Genomic DNA, 22749 nt, shown 5'->3' with positions numbered 1-22749 from the left:
AATTAAAGGTAACCGGGGTAGACGGGCAACGACGTCATGTTCGATGAGGGTACTGGGGGCAAGAAGGCATGTTGCGGCAGAGCCATTACAGGTAAAGCCTTGTGAGGCCCAAAATCATGAAGCATAATAGGCCTTTGCAGTGCGGTGGCGATATCCACCAGTTGAGAGAGTTCCTGATCCGGAATATGAAGTAATTGTAAGCGATCGTCGGCCGCCAACAAATATGCGGCAAGGTCCCATCCGATCGAAGGCTGGTCTAGCCATAAGGAGGCGTGCGGGTACAAAGAGGCGAGACGCAAGATGGCATGGCTGGCCGCCATGGCTCCGACTCCCGGCTTGCGGTACACGATCCAACGGCACCCAGGCATGGCGGTACAGCTCGCAAGGTCGATTAAGGCAGGAGATCTGTCAGGGTTATTTGCGGGGATTTCTAACATAATGTCCATCTCAGGGTCTTCTAGTTTGCCCACTAACACACTGGCATTTGGCATGCGCCATGGTCCTTGAATGGGGGCCGCGGTATATGTCCATGAGGGACAGTCGAAGTCTTGAGGAAGCGGACTGCGGGTAAGGACATGACCGTAGCCATTATGGCTGCGGACAAAGACAGAAATTTGGCGCAATGTGAAAGGCGTCACTGCGCTATGACTAACGTCGAGAACAGGAACCCATGATAAGGGACGAGCCATTAACCAATCTCCTTTGCGGTGATATAGACATGATTTACACCATGATGATGCAAAAGCGTAAGGGCATCCTCGGATAATAGGGTGCGGTTCATCACAATGTCCACATGTGGCCACTGCGTTCTAATGGCTTGGACTACCGCCAATAATTCGAGAAGGTGAGGAGGATCCCAATAGGCCATTGGGGAACTTGCCGTTCGCAAGGGTTTGATTTCAATCACGGACAAATCCCGAATCGCTTGCAAGGCGTGGAGATGGGATTGTATGAGCTCAGGGGTTATGCCGTGAAAGACAAGTAGCATAGCACGTGACTGCAAACCAGACTCCATGGCCAATTGTTGAATGCTCAGCCACTCGGCCGATCGCAGACGATGGGCCGCGACCGTTTCCCGCCATTCATCGACTAAGAGCTCTCCACCCCCAGGGCCTAGACTCGTAGCACCTGCCCACCGCAATTCATCGAGCATATCGCGCAAGGGGATTTTTTCCACGCGGTGAAAATGCATGAGTTCAACCGCAGAAAAGGCCTGAATCGGAGCCCGACTTTGCGAAGAGATGTGACGGACTAATTGTACAAAGTAACTCCATGGCTCCCATACGGTGAGCCCCCCACGCACTTTAATGAGATCATAAGAGGCGGCGGATACGGCTTGTTGGACGTGATCGGGGCTAATGGCGGGACTCGCTGTATGATGTCCGACCAAGGGGGCATACTGGCTGAAATCACAAAAAGCACATTGCATCCAGCATTGCCGTGTGGTCGTGATGCGAAGCACTCGGACCATATTCAGCGGTCTTGCTGGAGGCAAAAGGGGTTCCACTACGTAGCGAAGCAAAGCATCCACTATAATACATCCTGCCTTCCTAAACATGTGTAAACATGTTCAAATTCCTGAGTGTGCACTCAGCACATCGTCCTGCTGAGAAGCAGGATATAACCCTAGCCGGGCAAGGAACCAGGCTAAAATATTTCGAGCGGAATTTTTGTCGCGATCCATCACGAGCCCGCACTGGTCCGGTTCCACAACGGCATGTCCTGGCGATAGCCACACCCTGAGCAGTCTTTGGAGGTATAGCGTTCACTGATGAGAGCTATATTCGCCACGGGGACGTACGGTTCCTGCAAACTTCGCTTCTAATTCTTTCATGGCTGCTCATATCTAGGCATAGCATGAATGAGAGAAGGGACAAGGAGGACACCGTATGAAAAAGGGGCGTGCCATGACACGAATAGCCCAGATGCTGGAAATCCCCCCTGAAGTTTTAGTCAATGTTTCCCGCATCGAGGTGGTCGGGCATCTTCAATTCCGCGTCGAAAATCACCGTGGTCTCGAAAAATATGCTCCAGATCAAGTGATTCTGCGCTTGGCGGACGGCCGTCTTATTGTCCAGGGTCAGGATATGGTGATTGGCTGGATAGACCGCGGCGAAGTATTAGTTACGGGCCATGTGCGTTCGTTAGTGTTTCAGGAGGGCCGGCCGTGATTGATTTCTTGTACCGTCTAGTATTTGGTTGGATTGAAATTACCTTGACAGGTCGCAATCCGGAAGAAGCCATTAGCCGTCTCGTTTTGGCCGGGCCTAGACTATGGAATGTACGGCAAACAGACAAAGGATACACATTTACTGTAAGTCTGCAAGGCATTGTGTGGTTGCGAAAGTCCGTTCGGGGCTATCATTGCCGCGTTCGTTTTGGGCGCCGAGGGGGACTGCCATTTAAGGTGCAAGCGCTCAAGCACCGTCCTTTTCTCGGAGTAGGTGCATTGACGGCGCTATTTCTCATCGTGTTTGCGACCAGCCGTATTTGGGTGATTGACGCGCCGGGCGCTAATATCAGTCATGAGGCTCAAGAACAGCTCGTGGCCGCAGCGGAGCAAGCAGGGGTACACATTGGCATGTTGCGTTCACGCATGAATCTCAATGCCGAACGCCAAAGGATGCAAAGAAGGCTTCCCCAATATGCGTGGATTGGCTTGTCGGTGCACGGGATGTTGGTGACGATTCATGTGATTCCCTTGGTCAATCGTCCCCCGGATGCACTGCCATCCAAATTGGTTGCGGCGCGAGATGGCGTGGTGACCTCCGTGTTGGTCTTTATCGGAGATCCGGAAGTGGTAGCGGGGGAGCGCGTGCACAAAGGACAAACATTAATCAGTGGAGCGGTCAGTGCCCAGATTCCGGTGCAGCCGCCAGATGCCAAGCAGCCGATTACGGATGCCGTGAAAACGCCGGCAAAGGGCGACGTGTTTGCGGATGTGCGTTATGCCGCCACTTGGTGGCAGCCGTTTCGTTTTTGGGCCTTAAAGCCTACGGGTCGACGGTTTGAGCAAGATTTTCTAAAATTAGCGGATGGTGAGCCAATTTTGCTCAAAGGATATGGAGCGGTACCATTTCGCTATTATTGGCGCCAGAAAATTGTCCAGCCGCTGCAATGGCGAAAGGTGACCCTTCCGGTTGAAGAGGTTAAAATCGTATATAATGAGTTGCAAAGGCGTCACCAGCTGTTATCGCGCAAACAAGCATTGGCGCGTGCTGTCGCAGAGGTGACGCAGCGCTTGCAGCATGAAGCGCACGGGGGAACCCGTGTGCGGGAGCAGCGCATCGTACACTGGACCAAGCAGGGAGTTTCGGTTCATTTGATTTGGACAGTCAATCAAAATATTGCAGTGCCGCCAGCTTAACAGCGGAACGCAAAGGGGGACGCCATTGCCGCTTTCTCAGTGGGTGATAACGGATAACAATGCCGTAACGCTTTTGGTAGGACGTGGAGATGAGCATCTAAAGCATATTGAGAATGCCTTGCATGTCAAATTGACGGCGCGAGGCAACGTGATTGCCATTCAAGGACCTGACTCCGATCAAGCGTTGGCGCGAGAGGTTTTGGACTTGCTGTCGCAGTGGGCTTATGCGGGGCAGCCGATTCGCTTGGATACGGTTGATGCGGCCGTAGAAGCTGTTAAAGAAGGCACCCAAAGCCAGTTCTTGCATCTGCTTACGGAAGCTGTGTACACGACCACGCAAGGGCGCGTTGTGCGGCCTAAAACTGTGGGACAGCAAGTTTACGTGGAAGCGGTCCGGCAAAATACCTTGGTGTTCGGAATCGGACCGGCAGGCACTGGGAAAACCTATTTGGCCATGGCGATGGCTGTGCAAGCTTTAAAGGCTCATGAGGTTGAGCGCATCATTTTAACACGTCCCGCTGTGGAGGCAGGAGAAAAACTGGGTTTCTTACCGGGAGCATTGGAAGACAAAGTCGACCCGTATTTGCGGCCGCTTTATGATGCCCTCTTTGAATTCCTTGGACAAGAGGCGGTGGAACGGTATCGCGAACGGGGCCATATTGAAATCGCGCCATTGGCTTACATGCGCGGTCGCACCCTCAATTCGAGTTTTATCATATTGGATGAAGCCCAAAATACCACCTATGAGCAAATGAAAATGTTTTTGACACGACTAGGCTATGGGTCTAAGATGGTCGTCACAGGTGACGAGACTCAAGTCGATTTAGCACGCGGACAGCGTTCAGGCTTGTTTGAGGCGGAGCATATCTTGCGCGATATTCCTAACATCCGTACGATTCGTTTAGGAAAGCGGGATGTGGTAAGACACCCGTTAGTCGGGGAGATTATCGAGGCGTATCAGCGGTTTGAAGCAGAGCAAGGAGCTAACAATGAGCATGAACACGCAACGCAACGTCCATGACTGGTTTAGCAGACTCCGCTTTCAAGGCACACCCCTGCAGTGGCGGCAAGTCCTGGTAGCGGCAGGGGTCTGGTTGTTGGCCACTATCGTGTTCGCCACGACGTTGTTGGCCCAACGCATCGATGTGGCAGCGGGGGATTTGGCGCCGCGTACGGTCGTGGCGCCGTATGGGGTGGTCGATTGGGGTGCCACCCAAAAAGCTCGTGAACAGGCGGCTAAACTTGTTCCCAGTGTCTATACGACGAACAATCAAATATTGCGCAATCAAGAGGCGGCGCTCCATAAGGATTTTTCCCTAATACTCTCGCTGTCGATAGACCAGACCGCCCCGTTAGATTTGCGAGAACAAACCATTGCCCAAGCCTTGCCCATCGGATTGCCCTTAAGCGTCTGGGGTAAGGTTCTAAGCCTGTCCCCTGCGAGTTTGTCGCAGCTGCAACAAGATGCGCTCGTGATCATTTCCTCCGCAATGGGTAATGGCAATGGTGTGCGCAACAATAAAGTGGGCTTAGCCGAGGCTCAAGGCTTTGCGGCGCAATTGGCAGCACAAGAGGAACAGCAGCCCAGCTTGCGCTTATTTTTAGCGGACTTCACAAAGAGCTTGATTGTGCCCAATACCTTTTTAAATGCGCAAGATACCGCAGCACGCAGACAAGCGGCTATGGACAAGGTACCGACCGTTAAAATTCTCAAGGGGGAAGAGGTCCTGCAAGCGGGGCAGGTCATCACGCCTGCTGATATTAAAGTTTTGCAAGAACTGGGGCTTCTTGATCAAGGATTCAACCCAGCCCCTGTGATTGGGTCAGCCTTGTTATCATTTGTTTTGGTGGCCTTAATTGCAGGCTATTTGTGGTTCTTACGGCGTCAAACCCTCCTATCGCTACCCGCTACGATTATTACGGGATTGATTTTTACCACGTCACTCATTGGTGCGGATATCGTCAAAAACTTGCCGGCTTTAAGCTACCTGGTGGTGCCAACGGCGGCAATCATGGTTACGGCTCTTGTCGATTCAGGCTTGGGTATGGTTATGGCTGGGGTACTGGCGTTGGGGGTGGCTACGCTCACGGGCGCTGATCTCAATGTGGCACTCGTCTCTTTCTTTGGGGGGTTAGCAGGGGTCTTTGGGGTGACCCGCCTCTCTCAGCGCTATGACATTATTCGTGCGGGGGTTTTAGTCGGGATTGTCAACTTACTGGCCTTAGCGGGCCTCGATATCATGCAAGGGGCCGCATTAAGCCAAGCTACGACATGGGAGACGCTCTTATGGGGATTGCTCGATGGGATTTTAGCGGCGGTCTTGGCGATGGGCTCGATTCCCTTTTTGGAAGGGCCTTTTGGCATCATTACATCGATGAAGTTGATCGAACTTAGTAACCCCAATCAGCCATTATTGCGCAAACTGTTGGTTGAGGCGCCGGGCACTTACCATCATAGCATTATGGTCGGAAACTTAGCGGAACAAGCGACGGAGGCCGTCGGTGGCAATTCGCTGTTGGCACGCGTAGGGGCGTACTATCACGATATTGGGAAATCCAAGCGGCCTTATTTCTTTGTTGACAATCAATTTGGGGCGGACAATCCCCATGACAAGCTGGCCCCTACGGTGTCGGCGTTAATCATCTCCTCTCATGTACGCGATGGCATTGAATTAGCACGTCAGTACCATCTCCCAGATGCCATCGTGCAGTTTATTCGAGAGCATCACGGCACAACGCTGATCAGTTTCTTTTATCATAAAGCGCTCGCTGCCGATACGGGAGACGGGGTTTTGGAAGAAGATTTTCGTTATGATGGACCGCGCCCGCAAAGCAAAGAGACGGCTATTGTGATGTTAGCGGATGCGTCCGAAGCGACAAGTCGTACGCTTAAACACCCTACCCCACAGACTATTGAACAAGTGGTGCGGAAAATTATCAAAGACCGGCTTGAAGATGGACAACTCGATGAGTCCAATTTGACCTTGAAGGAACTCGACACCATTGCCCGCACTTTTACGCGGGTTTTGACGGGGATGTTTCATCAACGCATTGAGTATCCTGAAAGCGTGTTGAAGGAAATGGAAAGGAGTCGGGGACGTGGAAATATGGGTGGAAAGCCCCCCGGGATCATCAGAAAAATTGGAGGCCATAGTACGCGCGGCCGTCATCCGCACGCTTGACGTTCTTGGGGGTCTTGAAAACGCCGAGGTGAGTGTGGTGTTAACCAATGATGAAGCGGTGCATGCGTTGAATCGGGAGTATCGCGGGGTCGACCGTCCTACCGATGTGTTGTCTTTTAGCCAACGGGAAGGAGAGGATGCGAACCCTGACGATCCGGTGCTAGGGGACATCGTCATTTCGCTAGACCGAGTGGCAGCTCAGGCGGCAGACTATGGGCATAGTTTTGAGCGGGAACTGGGATTCTTAACAGTGCATGGAGTGCTGCATTTGCTGGGCTGGGATCACGAACTGCCTGATGAGGAACAGCGCATGATGGCGAAAACCGAAGAAATTTTAGGGGGCATTGGGCTGTCTCGTGAAGCGCGCTGAGAGTCTTCAGGAATCATTCCGTTATGCGTTTTCGGGGCTCGCGTATGCTTTAGCCACGCAGCGCAATTTGCGGTTGCATTTTTTCACGGCAGCGGCGGTTATGGTTCTAGGGTGGCTGCTTGACCTCCCTAAGCGAGAATTTATCGTCGTCTTGGCTGCCATTATGGTCGTGATGGTGGCTGAAATGATGAATACGGCGGTTGAGGCTGTTGTGGATTTGGCCAGTCCCCGGATTCATCCGCTCGCCCAAACGGCCAAAGATGTGGCTGCGGGAGCAGTTTTGCTGGCTGCCGTGGGGGCCGCTCTCTTAGGACTCTGGGTTTTTCTCCCACGCATCACGTCTGTGGGGCATCAATTTATGCTACGATGGGACAATGAGCGGATCTTGACGGTGTTGTTTTTGATTTTGTTGGTAGCGATTCTTGGATTTGTCATATGGCTGCCACACATTTGGAAAGGGCCGTCAGCAGGCGCATCCGCGCCACACGACCAGTGAAAACTGACCGGTACAGTGAAAGGGGAAGGACAAAACCCGGTGAGAGGTATACGGTGGGGGCCCATTGTGATTTTGATTGTACTCGTGGGCCTCTCAGCATTGTACTCAATGACGGAAACCGCCATGATGTCGTTATCTCGCGGTAAAGTCCGCAATCTTGTTGAAGAAGGTCATAAACAAGGGCGCTGGCTTGAACGTTTGATCGAGCAGCCCAATCGGTTGCTCGGGACGGTATTGGTGGGAAATAATCTCGCCAATATCATGTCGGCGACGATCGCAACCGGTATTTTTATTCATTATTTTGGGAACAATGGCATTCTGATTTCCACAGTGGTTATGACCCTGTTTATTTTGTTAGTCGCAGAAATTATTCCGAAGACGTTCGCCGCGCATAACTCAGAGCGTGTCGCGTTGCGTTTTGCGGTATTTCTAGAAGTTTCTGCGCGGATTTTCTATCCGATTGTGCAAGTGCTTACGTGGTTTGGTGCCGGCATTATCCGTGTTCTGGGCGGACGGGCCGAAGGGGGCCGGTTGCTGACGGAAGAAGAAATTCGCAGCATGGTCGAGGTGGGAGAAGAAGAAGGCTTGCTCGAAGCCGATGAACGTCAAATGATTCAAGGCATTTTTGACTTAGGCGATACCGTGGCCAGGGAAGTCATGGTGCCACGCATCGATGTGAATGCGTTGCCAGATACCGCCCCCTTGCGCGAAGCGTGGGATGCAGTGATTCATTGGGGCCATTCAAGGCTCCCGGTTTTCAGACGGACGATTGATGATGTCGTCGGGGTTATTTATGCCCGCGACATTTTGGCGTATTTAAAAGAGCGCGATCCGTCGACGTCCGTGGGAGAATTGGCGCGACCCGTCTTATATGTGCCGGAAACAAAGAAAGTGGATGAGCTTTTGGCGGATTTCCGGCGTCAAAGAACTCAGATTGCTGTGGTGTTGGATGAGTATGGTGGCACGGCAGGGATAGTGACCATTGAAGACTTGCTTGAGGAAATTGTGGGAGAAATTCAAGACGAATATGATCAGGAAGATCAGCCTGTTCGTTATTTGGATGATGGCGTGATTGACGTAGCCGGGATGGTACAACTAGACGAAGTCAACGAAATTTTGGAAGTCGATTTGCCCCATGAGGACTTTGACACGGTGGGAGGGCTTATTCTCCACCTTTTAGGCCGGGCCCCTGTAGAAGGCGAAGTCGTGAAATGGGACAACTTGGAATTTACGGTATCGAAGGTTGTTGGACGACGCGTGGCGCGCGTGATTATCAAGGCACATGAACACGCCCGGGTTGACAACAATGACTAGTGAAGGGCGTTAGGGGGAGTCGAGAATGGCGTATTCGTTGCAGGAACTGAAGGAGCAGGCTCGGCAAGTGCGCGACCGGGCCTACGTGCCATATTCCCACTTTCCGGTGGGGGCGGCTTTGGTGGGAAAGGATGGGCAGATTTTTAGCGGCTGTAATGTGGAAAATGCGAGTTATCCTCTCGGCATGTGTGCAGAGCGAGCTTGCGTGTCGATGGCACTGGCAGCCGGCGTCCACTCGTTTGAGGCCATTTGGATTATGGGCGAGAGAGAACGGCCTATGCCGTGCGGCGGATGTCGGCAGGTTCTTAGTGAGTTTGGTGATCTGCAGATATTTGTGGCATCAGGTGATGGCGATGATGTCAAAAGCTACTGGTTGCATGACCTATTACCCGAAAGTTTTCACTGGAGCCCGACACACCCAGGGGAATTGGCAGAATAATGAGAGGGGACGCATATGGCGTTTAAATCCGGTTACATTGCATTAATCGGTCGGCCGAACGTGGGAAAGTCGACGTTGCTTAATGCCATCTTGGGAAGAAAGGTCGCCATCACGACGGCAAAACCGCAAACGACGCGAAATCGGATCCAAGGGGTATTGCATGACCCCTCCGGTCAAATTGTCTTCGTGGATACGCCTGGCATTCATCAGCCCCGCACCAAACTCGATGAACGGATGGTGATGACGGCCGAACGGGCTCTAAAAGAAGTCGACCTGATTGCTCACGTCGTGGATATCTCCAAGCCTCCGCGCCCGGAAGACATCGCGATTGCGCAGTTGATTGCGCGTTTGCATCATGATGCAGTGCTTGTGGGCAACAAGAGTGATTTAGTCGAGCAGACCAAAGGGCGGCTTGACCCGTACCGCGCTTTAGCGCCGTATGTCGAAGAATTTGTGGTATCTGCGCAGAACGAACAAGGAATTGAGGCCATGGTTCAAGCGCTGTTAGCCAGGCTTCCCGAAGGCTTGCCGTACTTTCCAGACGATACCGTGACAGACCAGACGGAAGATTTCTATATAGCGGAGGTGATTCGGGAAAAAATACTCGAAGAAACCCGCGATGAAGTCCCGCATTCGGTCGCTGTCACCATTGAGGAAAAAATTCAACGCACCCCGACGCTGATGTATATCCGGGCAGCCATTTACGTGGAGCGAGATACACAAAAGGCCATTTTAATTGGCAATCAAGGACAAATGCTGAAACGCATAGGCTTTTTGGCGCGCAAAGACTTAGAAGAATATTACGGACAAAAAGTGTATTTGGACCTTTGGGTCAAGGTGCGGGGACATTGGCGTGATCAAGAGGCGTGGCTCAAACGGTTGGGGTATGCACAACCGGAGGGGTAAATGGCGCAATATCAGGACCACATGCTGATTTTGAAATCGCGGCCGTACCGAGAATCGGATGCGCTGATCACGGCGTTTGGCCTTAAATCGGGAAAAATTGGGGCCATCGCCAAAGGCACTAGGCGGGCCAAGAATCGGTTGGCCGGTCTTTATCCATTGTCTTATACCGTCTGTGAAATTTATCATGGCCGGTCGAATCTAGATACCATTACGGGAACGGACTTGGTCGAAGGGTTCTCAGGTATGCGTCAGGACTTAAGCCGTTTAAGTTGGGGCATGTTGTTGGCTGACCTTGTGGATGAAATGTGGGAAGAGCGCGATGCCGCGCCAGCGGTTTTCCCGTGGGTCGTGGGAGGTTGGGAAGGCCTTGCGCAAGGTGCCAACGCCCTGACGATTACCTTGACAGCGTGCTGGCATTTGCTACAATTGGCCGGTTATTATCCACAGTGGGAAACGTGTGAAGTGTGTGGACGCGTGCCGGACGACGGCCCGGTGGCGCTGGATCTGGTCCATGACCGGCTCTATTGTACCCGTCATAGACCTGGAGATGATCATCTTGTCTCGGTGTTTCTTGGAACGTGGCGGACTTGGCGTAGATGGATGGAGCTAGATGTGAATCGGTTGGGGCAGTATGAAGCTAAAGGGGCTATTGGCGCTCAGATCTTTACCGTGTTTCGCCGGTACGTGCAATCCCACATCGGACGATTGCCCCGCTCTTTACAATTTTTGCAGGAAGTTGAGAATATTGGGGTGGAAGGAGAGGATCTGACGACGTGACACTGCAGGACATTGTGATGGCGTTGAAGACTTATTGGAAGGACCAGGGCTGCTTAATTGCCGAACCTTATGATATTGAGGTGGGGGCAGGAACGATGAGCCCATCCACCTTTTTTGGCGCACTCGGACCGGATCCATGGAAGGTGGCATATGTCCAGCCATCCAGACGCCCTGTCGATGCCCGTTATGGTGAGAATCCTAACCGCGTATATCAACACCATCAATTTCAAGTACTGCTCAAACCGGCGCCCGACGACGTCGTGGAACAATATTTACGCAGTTTAGAAGCGATTGGGCTCGATCGCCGGGAACATGATATCCGGTTTGTGGAAGATAACTGGGAAGCGCCCAGCCTAGGGGCTTGGGGGTTAGGCTGGGAAGTCTGGTTGGACGGGATGGAAATTAGTCAGTTTACATATTTTCAGCAGATGGGGGGCCAAGAATGTCGGCCTGTTGCGGCTGAACTGACCTATGGGCTGGAACGATTGGCAAGCTACTTAGTCGGGGCGGATGAGATTTGGACCATTGAATGGGCTCCGGGCGTGACCTACGATCAATTGTTCCGCCGGGCCGAATGGGAGCACGCCACGTATAGTTTTGAGCAGGCCTCGTCTGATGTATTGTTTCAGCTGTTTGCCCTTTATGAGAGTGAAGCCAAAAGGCTGTTGTCCTTGGACTTAATTCGGCCTGGCTATGAATATTTGCTGAAAGCGTCTCATATATTCAACACTCTCGATGCCTTGGGAGCCATTTCGGTTACCGAACGTCAAGCCTATCTAGGCCGTCTGCGCACTTTGTCGCGGCTCGCTGCGACGCGTTATCTAGATCTGCGTACACCCAAAAAGCAGGAGGTGTTGTCATGATGCTCGAAGATGCCCTTCCGCTATGGCGTCCTTTTCTCGTGGAAGTTGGTGTGGAAGAAATTCCTAGCCAATATATCCGTGACATTACAAGCGCCTATCGGGACTTGATAATGGACGAGTTTGCTCTGATGCGGTTAAGCTCGCGAGACATTGCGGCCTATGCGACTCCTAGACGCTTGGTCGTAATGGGACAAGTCTCTTCCCGTCAAAGTCCTTTGCAAGAAACGGTGCGTGGTCCCTTAATGGCCAATGCGTATCAGAATGGAGTCCCTACTCCCGCTCTGCTAGGGTTTTGTCGCCGACTAGGAATTGGTCCTGCCGAAGTCCAGACGATGGGTGAAGGGGACAAGACATATGTATGCGCGGTGATAGAGAAACCCATTGAAGCCGCTGAAGATCTATTGCCAGGGATTATGGAGAGAGCCTTCGCGGCCATTCCCCTGGCACGCAGCATGCGCTGGGGAGACCACGACTACCGGTTCATTCGCCCGGTACGGTGGTGTAGTTTGTGGCTCGATGACCAGGCGCTTCCCCTTTCGATTACTGGTGTTGCTTCGCAGCCATACACGTATGGCAATCGTACCGATCAGCCTGGGGCTCTTGAGATTCGAGGCATTGCGAGTTACGAGCAAGCCTTGGCCCAAGGGTTTGTCGTGCTAGATCCCATGCGCCGCCAAGAAGCAATTGTGAGTGAGGCTGACGAACTCGCAGCAAGTGTCGGAGGGGTCCCTGCCTATGATGAGGGTCTGATGGAAGAAGTGGTCAATTTGGTCGAATGGCCTACCCCATTCTTAGGCGCATTTGATGCCGCATTTCTAGAGGTGCCTCAAGAAGTCTTAATGACGTCGATGAAAGTTCATCAGCGCTACTTTCCCGTGATTGATGGGGAAGGACGTCTGATGCCCTACTTTATTGGGGTGCGCAATGGTATCGGGCGGAGCTTGGAGACCGTAGTCCATGGCAATGAAAAGGTTTTGCGGGCGCGCCTGTCCGATGCGCTCTATTTTTACCGAGCCGACCGTCGCCACCGTTTGGAGGATTACGTAGAGGCGTTAGACCGTGTGGTGTTTCACGCCAAGCTAGGAACTTATGGCGACAAAATCCGGCGATTACACCATATTTTCCAAGAGACGCGAGATGAATGGCCTCTAACGACACTCGAACAGGATTTGTTCCACCGAACGCTTGATTTATATAAAACAGATTTGCTGACGCAAGTGGTTCAAGAATTTCCCGAACTTCAAGGCACGATGGGGGGCATTTACGCTGAGCAAGAAGGGTTGCCCACCCCCATTGTGCAGGCGATTCGGGATCAGTATCATCCTGGCTATCAGGGGGACATTATTCCTGAAACGACTTTGGGGCGTCTCCTCGTATTGCTGGACCGCTTAGATACGGTGCTGTTGGGATTATCCCAAGGACTTAAGCCGACAGGCTCCGAAGATCCTTTTGGGATGCGCCGTAGTGCGCTGGCCATCGGGCGCATTCTCATGGAGAGCCAAGTATGGGAAAAACCTGCACGGCATCTCTTTGACCGAGTGGGACATATTTTAGGGGTTGACGAAAGGAGCATTCAAGAGGCCTTTGAATTGACCTTTGGCCGCGTCACGCGTTTTCTCGAGAGCGATCGCCATATCGCCGCGCAATGGTCCACTCCTGTATTGCAGGCGGCTTGCCCATGGCACACTTTTTCTGACCGACTGAGTTTGCTTGAGCGTTTGCATCAGAAGCCTGACTGGGAGTTGGTTGCTCAAGCTTACAAACGTATAGACCGTGTGATAGGGGATACAAGGGCGACGGATTCAACGCCAGAGGTGACGTTGCCGGCGGAATTAGCGGTCCAAGCGGCCGTGGAACAGGTTCGTCATGCGCCCACGCCGGACGCGTGGTGGAACGCGGTTCAAACCTTGTCCGAGGCGGTGCGGGTATTTTTTGATGCGGTGTTAGTCAATGATCCCGATCCGCAGGTGCAAGCAGCGCGCAAGCAACTTTTAGCGCTGGCCCGCACGCAATATAATCGGTATTTTGATATGAGTCAGGTCTAGGAGGGCGGACATGGCCAACCAGGGTCGGATTTTTATTGTGTCCGATTCGCTTGGTGAAACGGCCGAGCGAGTCGCTCATGGCGCGGCCATTCAATTTGATCACGCTGAAATTCGCATTGAGCGCTTATCGAACGTATCCGATTTTGCGGGGATTGATGCGGTCCTAGAGCGAGCAGCTGCCCAAAGCTCTGTTGTCATTTATACTATTGTGCGGGCCGATCTCAGCAGTTATTTGCGGGAAAAGGCCCAGCAGCTGGGAATTCATCATGTTGATGTCATGGGGCCCGTGTTGCAGGCTTTGCAAAATATGCTTGGTCAAACACCGCAATTGGTGCCAGGGCTCAGTCATCGCCTGGACCGAGAGTATTTTGACCGGGTCGAAGCCATCGAGTTTGCGGTAAAGTATGATGATGGCAAAGATCCGCGAGGCATTCGGGAGGCAGACATCGTGTTGCTGGGAGTGTCCAGAACCAGCAAAACGCCGGTCAGCTTATATTTAGCGAATCACCGTCTGAAAGTCGCGAATGTGCCGTTAGTACCCGAAGTGCCAGTACCGCATGAGATTTTTCAAGAAGGCCGTTTGAAGGCTGTCGGACTGGTCATCGATGCGGAATTGTTGATGAGCATTCGGCGGCAACGATTAAAATCCCTAGGACTGGGCTCGTCCGCGCAATATGCCACGATGGAGCGAATTATGGCAGAATTGGATTATGCATGGGACATCTTTACCCGTTTGAAATGTCCGGTAATTGATGTCAGTAATCACGCTGTTGAAGAAACGGCGACCAAAGTCTTGGAAATCACACAAGGAGGGCGCAGCTAGGATGTCTCGATACGTATTTCCTTTCGAGCAAGGTCGGGCAAGTCAGCGTGAGTTATTAGGGGGAAAAGGGGCCGGCCTGTCGGAAATGAGCTATATCGGTTTGCCCGTTCCTCCTGGATTTACTATTACGACCGAAGCCTGCAATTTATACCAAGAGCTGGATCACTTTCCTGAAGGCATGATGGACGAAGTTTGGACGCATTTGACCGAGTTGGAAGCGAAGCTGTCACGAAGGCTCGGGGACCCTCAAAAGCCATTGCTGGTTTCCGTGCGCTCTGGAGCTCCCATTTCGATGCCCGGGATGATGGATACGGTATTGAATTTGGGTCTCAACAGTGCGACTGTAGAAGGTCTGGCCGCTTTGACGCAAAATCGTCGGTTTGCGTTGGACAGTTATCGCCGCTTCATTCAAATGTTTGGCAATGTCGTCATGCATATGGAGCATAACCGGTTCGAACATGTTCTCCAGGAAGTGAAAGATGCGGCCGGCGTCCAGCAGGATCCTGATTTGTCAGAAGCTGCGCTGGAAGACGTCATTGACCGCTACAAGACTTTGGTTCGCTCGGAAACGGGACGCGATTTTCCAGAAGATGCGAGAGAGCAATTGGAAATGGCGATTAAAGCGGTCTTCGATTCGTGGAAGAACCCTCGCGCCATTGTTTACCGGCGTCTGAACAAAATTCCCGAAACGTTGGGAACGGCCGTGAATGTTCAGTCGATGGTCTTTGGCAATATGGGTCCCACGTCGGCGACGGGGGTGCTCTTTACACGCAATCCCAACACAGGGGAACCTGGCATGTACGGTGAGTATCTTACCAATGCCCAGGGAGAAGATGTGGTGGCGGGGATTCGCACGCCCAAAATGATTCAAGAAATGGCGCAGGAAATGCCTAAAACATTCCAAGAACTCACAGATGTCTGCCGTTTGCTGGAAACTCACTACCGAGATATGCAAGATATCGAATTTACAGTAGAGCGTGAGAAACTCTATTTGTTGCAAACTCGGACGGGAAAGAGAACAGCACGCGCGGCGGTCAAAATTGCGGTTGACCTTGTAGCGGAAGGGATTATCACACGGGATGAGGCATTGCTACGGCAAGATCCGGACCAAGTGGCGCGCTTGCTGTACCGTCAAATTGACCCCGCCGCCGAGCTTGACGTCTTGGCACAAGGATTGCCGGCGTCGCCGGGAGCAGCCTCAGGCAAAGTGGTCTTCGATGCGGATGAGGCGGAGGCGCGAGGCAACCGTGGTGAAGCGGTCATCTTAGTGCGACCAGAGACTACGCCGGATGATATTCATGGGATTGTAGCGGCTCAAGGGGTTCTAACCAGTCGCGGCGGCATGACGTCGCATGCGGCGATTGTTGCTCGTGGAATGGGGAAGCCGGCCGTTACCGGTTGTGAGTCGGTACGCATTAGCCTCGAAGCGCGCGAATTTATGGTCGGTGATATCACAGTTCACGAAAATGACGTCATCACCATTGATGGCGGCACAGGACGGGTTGTGAAAGGAATTGTTCCGACTGTTGAACCAGGCTTGTCGGAGGATTTTAATACGCTGCTCGCGTGGGCTGATGAGATCAAAACGTTGGGCGTGGAAGCCAATGCCGATACCCCAGAGGATGCGCAAATTGCACGGGACTTTGGGGCCCAAGGAGTGGGACTCTGTCGTACCGAGCACATGTTCATGGGACAAGACCGATTGCCGGCAATGCAAGCTATGATTTTGGCTGAAACCTTGGCGGAACGGGAAGCCGCGTTGCAAAAGCTCTTGCCTATGCAGCAAGAAGACTTTTATGGGATTCTTAAGGCAATGGATGGGTATCCGGTGACGATTCGCCTTCTGGATCCGCCGTTGCATGAGTTTTTGCCGAACATGGCCGAGACCGAAAAAGCCCTAGCGCAAGCTCAACAAGAGGGTCGGGTAGACGACGTGGTGCGGTTTGAGGCGATTCTCCGGCGATCCCGTGTGCTCTTCGAATTCAATCCCATGCTGGGATTTCGCGGCGTCCGCCTCGGAATCGTCTATCCTGAGATCTATGCCATGCAAGCGCAGGCTATTTTTCAAGCGCAAGCGGCATTGTTGCAAGAGGGTTATCATCCCGTGGTCGAAGTCATGATTCCTTTAGTGGGAATTGACCAAGAGTTTATCCGGATGCGAGACTTGATTCAGCAGGTGAATGAAGCGACCCAACAGCGCACGGGACTAGATCTGCCGTATAAGATTGGGACCATGATTGAGATACCTCGGGCAGCCTTGACAGCAGGAACTATTGCGGAGTCGGCGCAGTTCTTTTCGTTTGGTACCAACGATTTAACCCAGACGACGTTTGGCTTTAGCCGTGACGACGCCGAAAGTAAATTCTTGCCTCATTATTTGGCAGAAAAGATCTTAACCGAAAATCCCTTTATGGTTCTGGATCGCCAAGGCGTGGGTAAACTCATCGAGATCGCAGTGCATGATGGACGCCGCACCCGTCCTGACCTGAAAGTCGGAATTTGTGGAGAACACGGTGGGGATCCCTCCTCGATCGAGTTCTGCCACTTAGCGGGGTTAAATTACGTGAGTGCCTCGCCATTCCGCGTTCCCATTGCGCGGTTGGCTGCCGCTCAAGCCTTTCTTCGCCACCAGTCACACTAAGTCGAGAAAAAAGTCCAGCAAAGAGCACGGGAATTCTCAAAACCCGTGCTCTTTGTGATATAATTGCTTCTGACAATAAACCTTCACGTATCCCAGCCGAACGGCTTTGGGTATTTTTTTTCTTCTTTTCGCATTAGAAGCCAAAAAGATGCAGGAATATTTCCCTCGGTGGCGAATTTTTTCACATGGACTGGAGTGATTCCTGATGTCTGACCCCGAATACGATACTTGGGTAGCATCGGTGCGAGAAGCCGCGGACATTGTCGAGGTTATTGGTCGGCAGGTCACCTTGAAGCGGAAAGGGAAGCACTATTGGGGTTTATGCCCATTTCATCAGGAGCAAACCCCGTCGTTTAGTGTCGATGCGGAGCAGCAATTATTCTACTGCTTCGGTTGCCATGTCGGCGGAACGGTGTTTACGTTTCTCATGCAACATGGCGGCATGAGTTTTTCGGAAGCTGTGGACATGCTGGCCACGGAAAATGGAATACCCAAGCCGCATCGATCACAACGGGACCATGCTCGTAGTCAGAAAATGAGTCGCTTGCAGGCCATCATGGAGTGGAGTCAGGAATTTTTCAGGGCAAGCGCCCAATCATCCGTGCGAATTTATGATGGCTATTTGCAACAACGGCAGGTGGATGAAGCAACACGCGAGCGGTTCGCATTGGGTTATGCACCAGATTCGTGGACGGCTTTGCGGGATTTCTTAATGAAGCACGGGATTTCCGAGGAAGAAATGTTGGAAGCGGGGGTCGTGGTAGCGCGGCGCGAAGGACGAGGTGTCTATGATCGGTGGCGCCACCGTATCATTTTTCCGATATGGAATCACCGGGGTCAAATTATTGCGTTTGGGGGAAGGGCAATATTACCGGAGCAAGAGCCAAAATATTTGAACTCCCCAGAGACGCCGTTGTTTCATAAAGGACAGGTGTTATATGGTGAGCATTTAGCGCGTCCGCTGTGGCGTCAAGGCCGTCGCCCACTGTTAGTAGAAGGAAATTTTGATGTAATTGCGTGTCATCAAGCTGGCCTGGGACAGGCTGTCGCATCATTGGGGACAGCGCTTACAGAGGATCACGCACGATCGTTGTCGCGCCATGCGAAGGAAGTGGACTTGCTTTACGACCGGGACACGGCCGGAGAAGAAGCCATGCGTCGTGCTTTTCTGATCTTGTCAGCGCAAGGGTTACAGGTCAATCGCGTGCAGTTGGATGCAGGCAAAGACCCCGATGAATTTTTGCGGGAAAAAGGGGCCTTGTCTTTAGCCGAAAAGGTAGAAGAACGCATACCCTATTTTGAAGCCGTGTTTAAGGACCGTCTTAGTCGGTTGCCGAGTCTCACTGCGCGTGGTAAAGCCGAACTGGTGGATGAGCTAAAACCCTTGTGGAAGGCGTTGACGAATCCGGTGGAGCAGGCGGGATATCTGGAGATGGTTTCGAGAACACTGCGATTAGATCAAAGTATTCTAGCACAAAGTTTTGGGGTAGCGCAAGGCTTTAGGCATACATCCCCTAAAAATAGGCATAATATGGAGAGAAACGTGTCAAAAGGGGCAAGGCCATCTCTCGATGTATACTTACTGGCGTTGTTGTTGCGTCACCCTGAGCATGTCGCTCTGGTGCGTGAAGAACTGCCCGACTGGATTGAGAAGTACCATCTGAGTGACATCGTCACTCGCATTGAAATGGGCCAGTCGCCTGCTGAACTCAGCAGCCTTATTGACACGATGGATCCGGGTTTACGCAGTTTATTGTTAGAAGCAATAACTTTTGAGGGGCCTGACGGGGGGATAAGAGTCATCAAGGATACGATAAAGGTGATTCGGCGGCGCGAGGACTATAGACATTGGCAGTCCTTGATTGAGCGGTTGAGACAAGGTGAAAACACTGAGGCATTACGCGAAGAGATCCGAATGGTCCAAGGGCGTCTGGCACAAGGCCAAAACACGGGAATGGGAACACCATTTCCATTCGCTGGAATAATAGGAAAGGAGGGATAGCATGGCTCAGGGGAAGAAAACTGTTGGGCAAATTGATGAGGTTAAATCCCTGATACGCCGTGGTCAAGAGCGAGGCAAATTGTCTTATGGGGAAATTGTGGACACTTTGCAATCTATTGACCTTCCTCCCGACCAGATTGACAGCATCTACGAGATGTTTGGAGAGCTCGGCATCGAACTGGTGGGCGAACAACCCGTAGATGAAGAGCCCGGGCCTGATCCCGATGAGGTGGACGCTGAGGAAAGCGAAGATGTGGGGCACGAACTGACGGCCCCCGACGGCGTGGCCATTGACGACCCGGTTCGGATGTACTTGAAAGAAATCGGGCGCGTTCCGTTGTTAACAGCAGATCAAGAGGTAGAACTGGCGAAACGCATTGAAGAAGGGGACGAAGAAGCTAAGCGCAAGTTGGCCGAAGCTAATCTGCGCTTGGTGGTGTCCATCGCTAAGCGCTATGTGGGCCGAGGCATGTTATTTCTCGACTTAATCCAAGAAGGCAATTTAGGACTCATTAAGGCGGTCGAGAAATTCGACTACCGAAAGGGCTACAAATTTAGTACCTATGCGACATGGTGGATCCGCCAAGCTATTACGCGTGCCATTGCTGACCAAGCGCGGACGATTCGCATTCCTGTGCACATGGTCGAAACCATTAACAAATTGATCCGCGTTCAACGCCAATTGCTTCAAGAGTTAGGGCGCGATCCGAGCCCGGAAGAAATTGCCAAAGAAATGGGCATTACCGAGGAACGCGTCCGAGAAATTCTTAAAGTGGCGCAAGAACCCGTCTCCTTGGAAACGCCTATCGGCGAAGAGGAAGATTCTCATTTGGGAGACTTTATTGAGGACGAGGACGCACCAGCCCCGGCGGAAGCGGCAGGATATCAGCTACTGAAGGAGCAGCTTGAAGAGGTGCTCGATACCCTAACAAATCGGGAAGAAAAAGTTTTGCGCTTGCGTTTTGGACTCAATGATGGGCGAGCGCGGACGCTTGAAGAAGTGGGCCAGGTTTTTGGCGTCACCCGCGAGCGAATTCGGCAAATTGAGGCGAAGGCGTTGCGCAAGTTGCGCCACCCCACTCGTAGCAAGAAATTGAAGGATTATCTGGATTAGGGCAACGCGCCAAGCATAAGTGCTCCCTTGACGACCTCGGACTCGTCAAGGGGGCATTTGCTGTCATATTCGGGAGCGTTCGGATGTACAACCCATCCCTGACCGGAGGTGTCACCCTGGCGCTCGAAGGATATTGGCAAAATTCCCAAGAATTTGGGCATGATAATCCCAACATACCGTTATAACGGATGAGAATCTCTCATGAGCCATTCATGGTTTCTTGCAGCCGAAGCGGTATAGTAATCCAGACGGACCGAAAATGAGGTGGTTGCAATCTGCGGAATAGCAGGGATATGGCACCGGGAGAGACCGGTTCAGCCGGCGGATTTGAACGGAATGTTGAAGGCTATGGTTCACCGGGGACCGGATGACGAAGGACGGTTTGCGGAGCGCAATGTCGGACTGGGCATGCGGCGGCTTGCCGTGATTGACGTTTTGCATGGGCAGCAACCCTATTACTCGGAAGACGGCAAGATTGTCGCGGTGTACAATGGCGAACTCTATAACTACCAGTCATTGCAAACCCTGGTGGAAAGCCTAGGACATCGTTTGAATAGCCGTGCGGATGGGGAAGTGCTTGTTCATTTGTATGAGGAATACGGCGTTGATTTTCTTGACAAGATTTCGGGCATGTTTGCGTTGGCAATTTGGGATCGACGGACGCATCAGATGGTGTTGGCGCGAGACCGCATCGGACAAAAACCGTTATATCTTTACGAGCTGGCTGATACCGTGGCATTTGCCTCAGAACTCAAATCGTTGATGTATTTGCCAGATTTTCGGTTTGAAATTGACCCGAAAATGTTGTCAAGCTACTTGGCGCATCGATTTGTGCCTGCGCCGCACACGATGTTGAAAAACGTAAGTAAGTTGCGTCCGGGCGAGGTTTTGGTGATTCACGGGGATGGACGGCGCCAGCGCTGGCGGTATTGGCAGCCGACGATTAGGCAACCTGAGTCCATGGACCAAATGGCTTATTGGGCAGATAGGCTTCATGGCTTATTGGTCGATGTGGTACGAACGCATTTGGCTTCCGATGTGCCCTTAGGCATCTTTTTATCGGGAGGGCTCGATTCGAGTATTGTAGCGGCCATTGCCGCGGGTACATTAAAAAATCCGCTTGAGGCATGGTCGGCGACCTTTCCGGCCAAGTACCCTGGTTATGATGAGTTCGGCTGGGCGCAAAAGGTGGCGTCGCATTACGCTATTCCCTTGCACCGGGTTGAGGTTGATTTGAGCATTACGCCGGATAGAGTGCGAGAGCTTGCCTATATCCTCGATGAACCCATGGCAGATCCTACGGTGTTGCCTCTTGATGGGGTGGCGCGGGCCGCGGCGGAGCAAGAAACCGTGATGTTGTCCGGTGAAGGCGCTGATGAGATTTTTGCGGGATACGCAGGTTATGGAGAAGTTCAGAGTTTAGCACGGTTACGACAAATTCCGGCCTTCTTACGGGCACAGTGGATAAAACGGCAATGGCCTGGTAGCAATGCCTTTAAGCGTGCCATGGAGCCGATGGCGGAGCGCTACCGGGGTGTAGGCTACACATTTAGCCCAGAAGAACAAGCTCAGCTGTTAAGACCGGAATGGCGTGTCGCTGACCGACCGGGTGCGGTCGCCGAATATTGGGCGAGTCACTTAGCTTTACCAGACTTGCAAGCGATGCAAGGGTTTGACGTGCAGTGGTTTTTGCCAGATGATGTGTTGTTGAAGACGGACCGGATTGGCATGCATTACAATTTAGAAATTCGCGTGCCGTTTTGCGACCACGAAGTGGTGGAATTGGCGCTAAGCATGCCTCTGGCACTGCGCCGGTTTGGTCGCCAAGACAAGAGGGTTTTGCGGGAAGTGGCCAAACGGGTGTTGCCATCTGAAATTGTCAACCGCCCCAAACAAGGCTTTCCCACGCCGCTCACAGACTTACTAGCGGGGCCGCTTCACGATATTGCGTGGGATACGTTGGCGAGTCCCACGGCGCGCAGCCACGAGTGGTTTGAGGGCGCCCGTGTACGCCAGCTACTCACGGACATGGGACCGGGACACGGAACGACCTCGCGCCAAATCTATGCATTGCTCATGTTGGAACTGTGGTCGGAGGAAATGGGAAGTCGTGCGCTTAGCCGGCGACATGTCCCTTATGTCTCGTCTTCTTCCGATGTTCCCTCGTAAACAGACGCCGGGGTCATTAAGGCCGCGCTGAGGGAGGGCGGTAAGGCGGGATGATATCCCATCGCTTCTCTTGCCTGGCGGATAATGAGTCGCACCTTTTCTTCTGCGGCATGGAGTTGGTAGATATGGTAGTCACAAAAATCGGGGTCAGATTGCATAAATGCGTGTTCGGCTAGATTGCGTTCAATGACGGCTTCCTGAAGCGCCTCCTGCCAAGTCATGCACTTTCGCCTCCTTTACC

At 52.5% G+C, this 22749-nt stretch carries 20 protein-coding genes; 17 read left to right on the top strand and 3 right to left on the bottom strand.

Annotation, left to right across the window (positions count from 1 at the left end; genetic code table 11):
- Window positions 1–2: 2 nt before the first annotated feature.
- Together CO251_RS03830 and CO251_RS03825 are read right to left on the bottom strand one after the other, a co-directional pair.
- On the bottom strand, window positions 3–689 hold the full coding sequence (locus tag CO251_RS03830; protein ID WP_103374480.1) for a hypothetical protein: 687 nt from the start codon (window positions 687–689) through the stop codon (window positions 3–5).
- The gene (locus tag CO251_RS03825) at window positions 689–1531 is read right to left on the bottom strand and encodes a hypothetical protein (protein WP_103374479.1); all 843 of its coding nucleotides are present in this window, start codon (window positions 1529–1531) and stop codon (window positions 689–691) included. Before CO251_RS03825 ends, CO251_RS03830 begins: the two co-directional genes overlap by 1 nt.
- A 358-nt stretch (window positions 1532–1889) precedes the next feature.
- Between CO251_RS03825 and CO251_RS03815 the strand changes: the two genes are divergently transcribed.
- The 17 genes from CO251_RS03815 to asnB all read left to right on the top strand — a co-directional run bounded on the left by CO251_RS03815 (window position 1890) and on the right by asnB (window position 22508).
- Window positions 1890–2171: a YabP/YqfC family sporulation protein gene (locus tag CO251_RS03815; protein WP_103374478.1), complete on the top strand. Its 282-nt coding sequence runs from the start codon at window positions 1890–1892 to the stop codon at window positions 2169–2171.
- Window positions 2168–3367 (top strand): sporulation protein YqfD, encoded by a 1200-nt coding sequence (locus tag CO251_RS03810; protein ID WP_158246159.1) that lies wholly within the window; start codon window positions 2168–2170, stop codon window positions 3365–3367. The genes CO251_RS03815 and CO251_RS03810 overlap by 4 nt, the downstream gene beginning before the upstream one ends.
- 25 nt (window positions 3368–3392) lie before the next feature.
- Window positions 3393–4388 carry a PhoH family protein gene (locus CO251_RS03805; protein ID WP_103374476.1) on the top strand — a complete coding sequence of 332 codons (996 nt, stop codon included), beginning with the start codon at window positions 3393–3395 and terminating at the stop codon, window positions 4386–4388.
- A complete protein-coding gene (locus CO251_RS03800; RefSeq protein ID WP_103374475.1) occupies window positions 4363–6549 on the top strand; it encodes an HD family phosphohydrolase in 2187 nt (728 codons plus the stop codon). The genes CO251_RS03805 and CO251_RS03800 overlap by 26 nt, the downstream gene beginning before the upstream one ends.
- Entirely contained in the window at window positions 6509–6919 is a 411-nt protein-coding gene (ybeY, locus tag CO251_RS03795) for an rRNA maturation RNase YbeY (protein WP_242968285.1), read from the top strand. Before CO251_RS03800 ends, ybeY begins: the two co-directional genes overlap by 41 nt.
- The gene (locus CO251_RS03790) at window positions 6906–7415 is read left to right on the top strand and encodes a diacylglycerol kinase family protein (RefSeq protein ID WP_103374473.1); all 510 of its coding nucleotides are present in this window, start codon (window positions 6906–6908) and stop codon (window positions 7413–7415) included. Before ybeY ends, CO251_RS03790 begins: the two co-directional genes overlap by 14 nt.
- A 66-nt stretch (window positions 7416–7481) precedes the next feature.
- Complete coding sequence (locus CO251_RS03785) at window positions 7482–8729, top strand: hemolysin family protein (protein WP_242968281.1); 1248 nt, start codon at window positions 7482–7484, stop codon at window positions 8727–8729.
- A 25-nt stretch (window positions 8730–8754) separates the two neighbouring features.
- Window positions 8755–9168 (top strand): cytidine deaminase, encoded by a 414-nt coding sequence (locus CO251_RS03780; RefSeq protein WP_103374471.1) that lies wholly within the window; start codon window positions 8755–8757, stop codon window positions 9166–9168.
- A gap of 15 nt (window positions 9169–9183) precedes the next feature.
- Window positions 9184–10074 carry a GTPase Era gene (gene era / locus CO251_RS03775; RefSeq protein ID WP_103374470.1) on the top strand — a complete coding sequence of 297 codons (891 nt, stop codon included), beginning with the start codon at window positions 9184–9186 and terminating at the stop codon, window positions 10072–10074.
- Window positions 10075–10851 carry a DNA repair protein RecO gene (gene recO, locus CO251_RS03770; protein WP_103374469.1) on the top strand — a complete coding sequence of 259 codons (777 nt, stop codon included), beginning with the start codon at window positions 10075–10077 and terminating at the stop codon, window positions 10849–10851. It begins immediately after the preceding gene.
- Complete coding sequence (gene glyQ / locus CO251_RS03765) at window positions 10848–11714, top strand: glycine--tRNA ligase subunit alpha (protein ID WP_103374468.1); 867 nt, start codon at window positions 10848–10850, stop codon at window positions 11712–11714. Before recO ends, glyQ begins: the two co-directional genes overlap by 4 nt.
- Window positions 11711–13759: a glycine--tRNA ligase subunit beta gene (glyS, locus tag CO251_RS03760; protein ID WP_103374467.1), complete on the top strand. Its 2049-nt coding sequence runs from the start codon at window positions 11711–11713 to the stop codon at window positions 13757–13759. Before glyQ ends, glyS begins: the two co-directional genes overlap by 4 nt.
- 10 nt (window positions 13760–13769) lie before the next feature.
- Window positions 13770–14582: a pyruvate, water dikinase regulatory protein gene (locus CO251_RS03755; RefSeq protein ID WP_103374466.1), complete on the top strand. Its 813-nt coding sequence runs from the start codon at window positions 13770–13772 to the stop codon at window positions 14580–14582.
- Between the two features lies 1 nt (window position 14583).
- Complete coding sequence (gene ppdK, locus CO251_RS03750) at window positions 14584–17223, top strand: pyruvate, phosphate dikinase (RefSeq protein WP_103374465.1); 2640 nt, start codon at window positions 14584–14586, stop codon at window positions 17221–17223.
- A 205-nt stretch (window positions 17224–17428) separates the two neighbouring features.
- A complete protein-coding gene (gene dnaG, locus CO251_RS03745; RefSeq protein WP_103374464.1) occupies window positions 17429–19225 on the top strand; it encodes a DNA primase in 1797 nt (598 codons plus the stop codon).
- A gap of 1 nt (window position 19226) precedes the next feature.
- Complete coding sequence (rpoD, locus tag CO251_RS03740) at window positions 19227–20339, top strand: RNA polymerase sigma factor RpoD (RefSeq protein WP_103374463.1); 1113 nt, start codon at window positions 19227–19229, stop codon at window positions 20337–20339.
- A gap of 264 nt (window positions 20340–20603) precedes the next feature.
- Window positions 20604–22508: an asparagine synthase (glutamine-hydrolyzing) gene (gene asnB, locus CO251_RS03735; protein WP_103374462.1), complete on the top strand. Its 1905-nt coding sequence runs from the start codon at window positions 20604–20606 to the stop codon at window positions 22506–22508.
- Here asnB and CO251_RS03730 read toward each other — a convergent pair.
- Window positions 22475–22729 carry a hypothetical protein gene (locus tag CO251_RS03730; RefSeq protein ID WP_103374461.1) on the bottom strand — a complete coding sequence of 85 codons (255 nt, stop codon included), beginning with the start codon at window positions 22727–22729 and terminating at the stop codon, window positions 22475–22477. The genes asnB and CO251_RS03730 overlap by 34 nt on opposite strands.
- Window positions 22730–22749: the final 20 nt, after the last annotated feature.

It is taken from the genome of Sulfobacillus sp. hq2 (assembly GCF_002903155.1).
GTDB classification, from domain to species: domain Bacteria; phylum Bacillota; class Sulfobacillia; order Sulfobacillales; family Sulfobacillaceae; genus Sulfobacillus; species Sulfobacillus thermotolerans.
The sequence above is the reverse complement of the archived record's forward strand: the minus strand, read 5'-3'. Positions and strand labels throughout refer to the sequence as shown.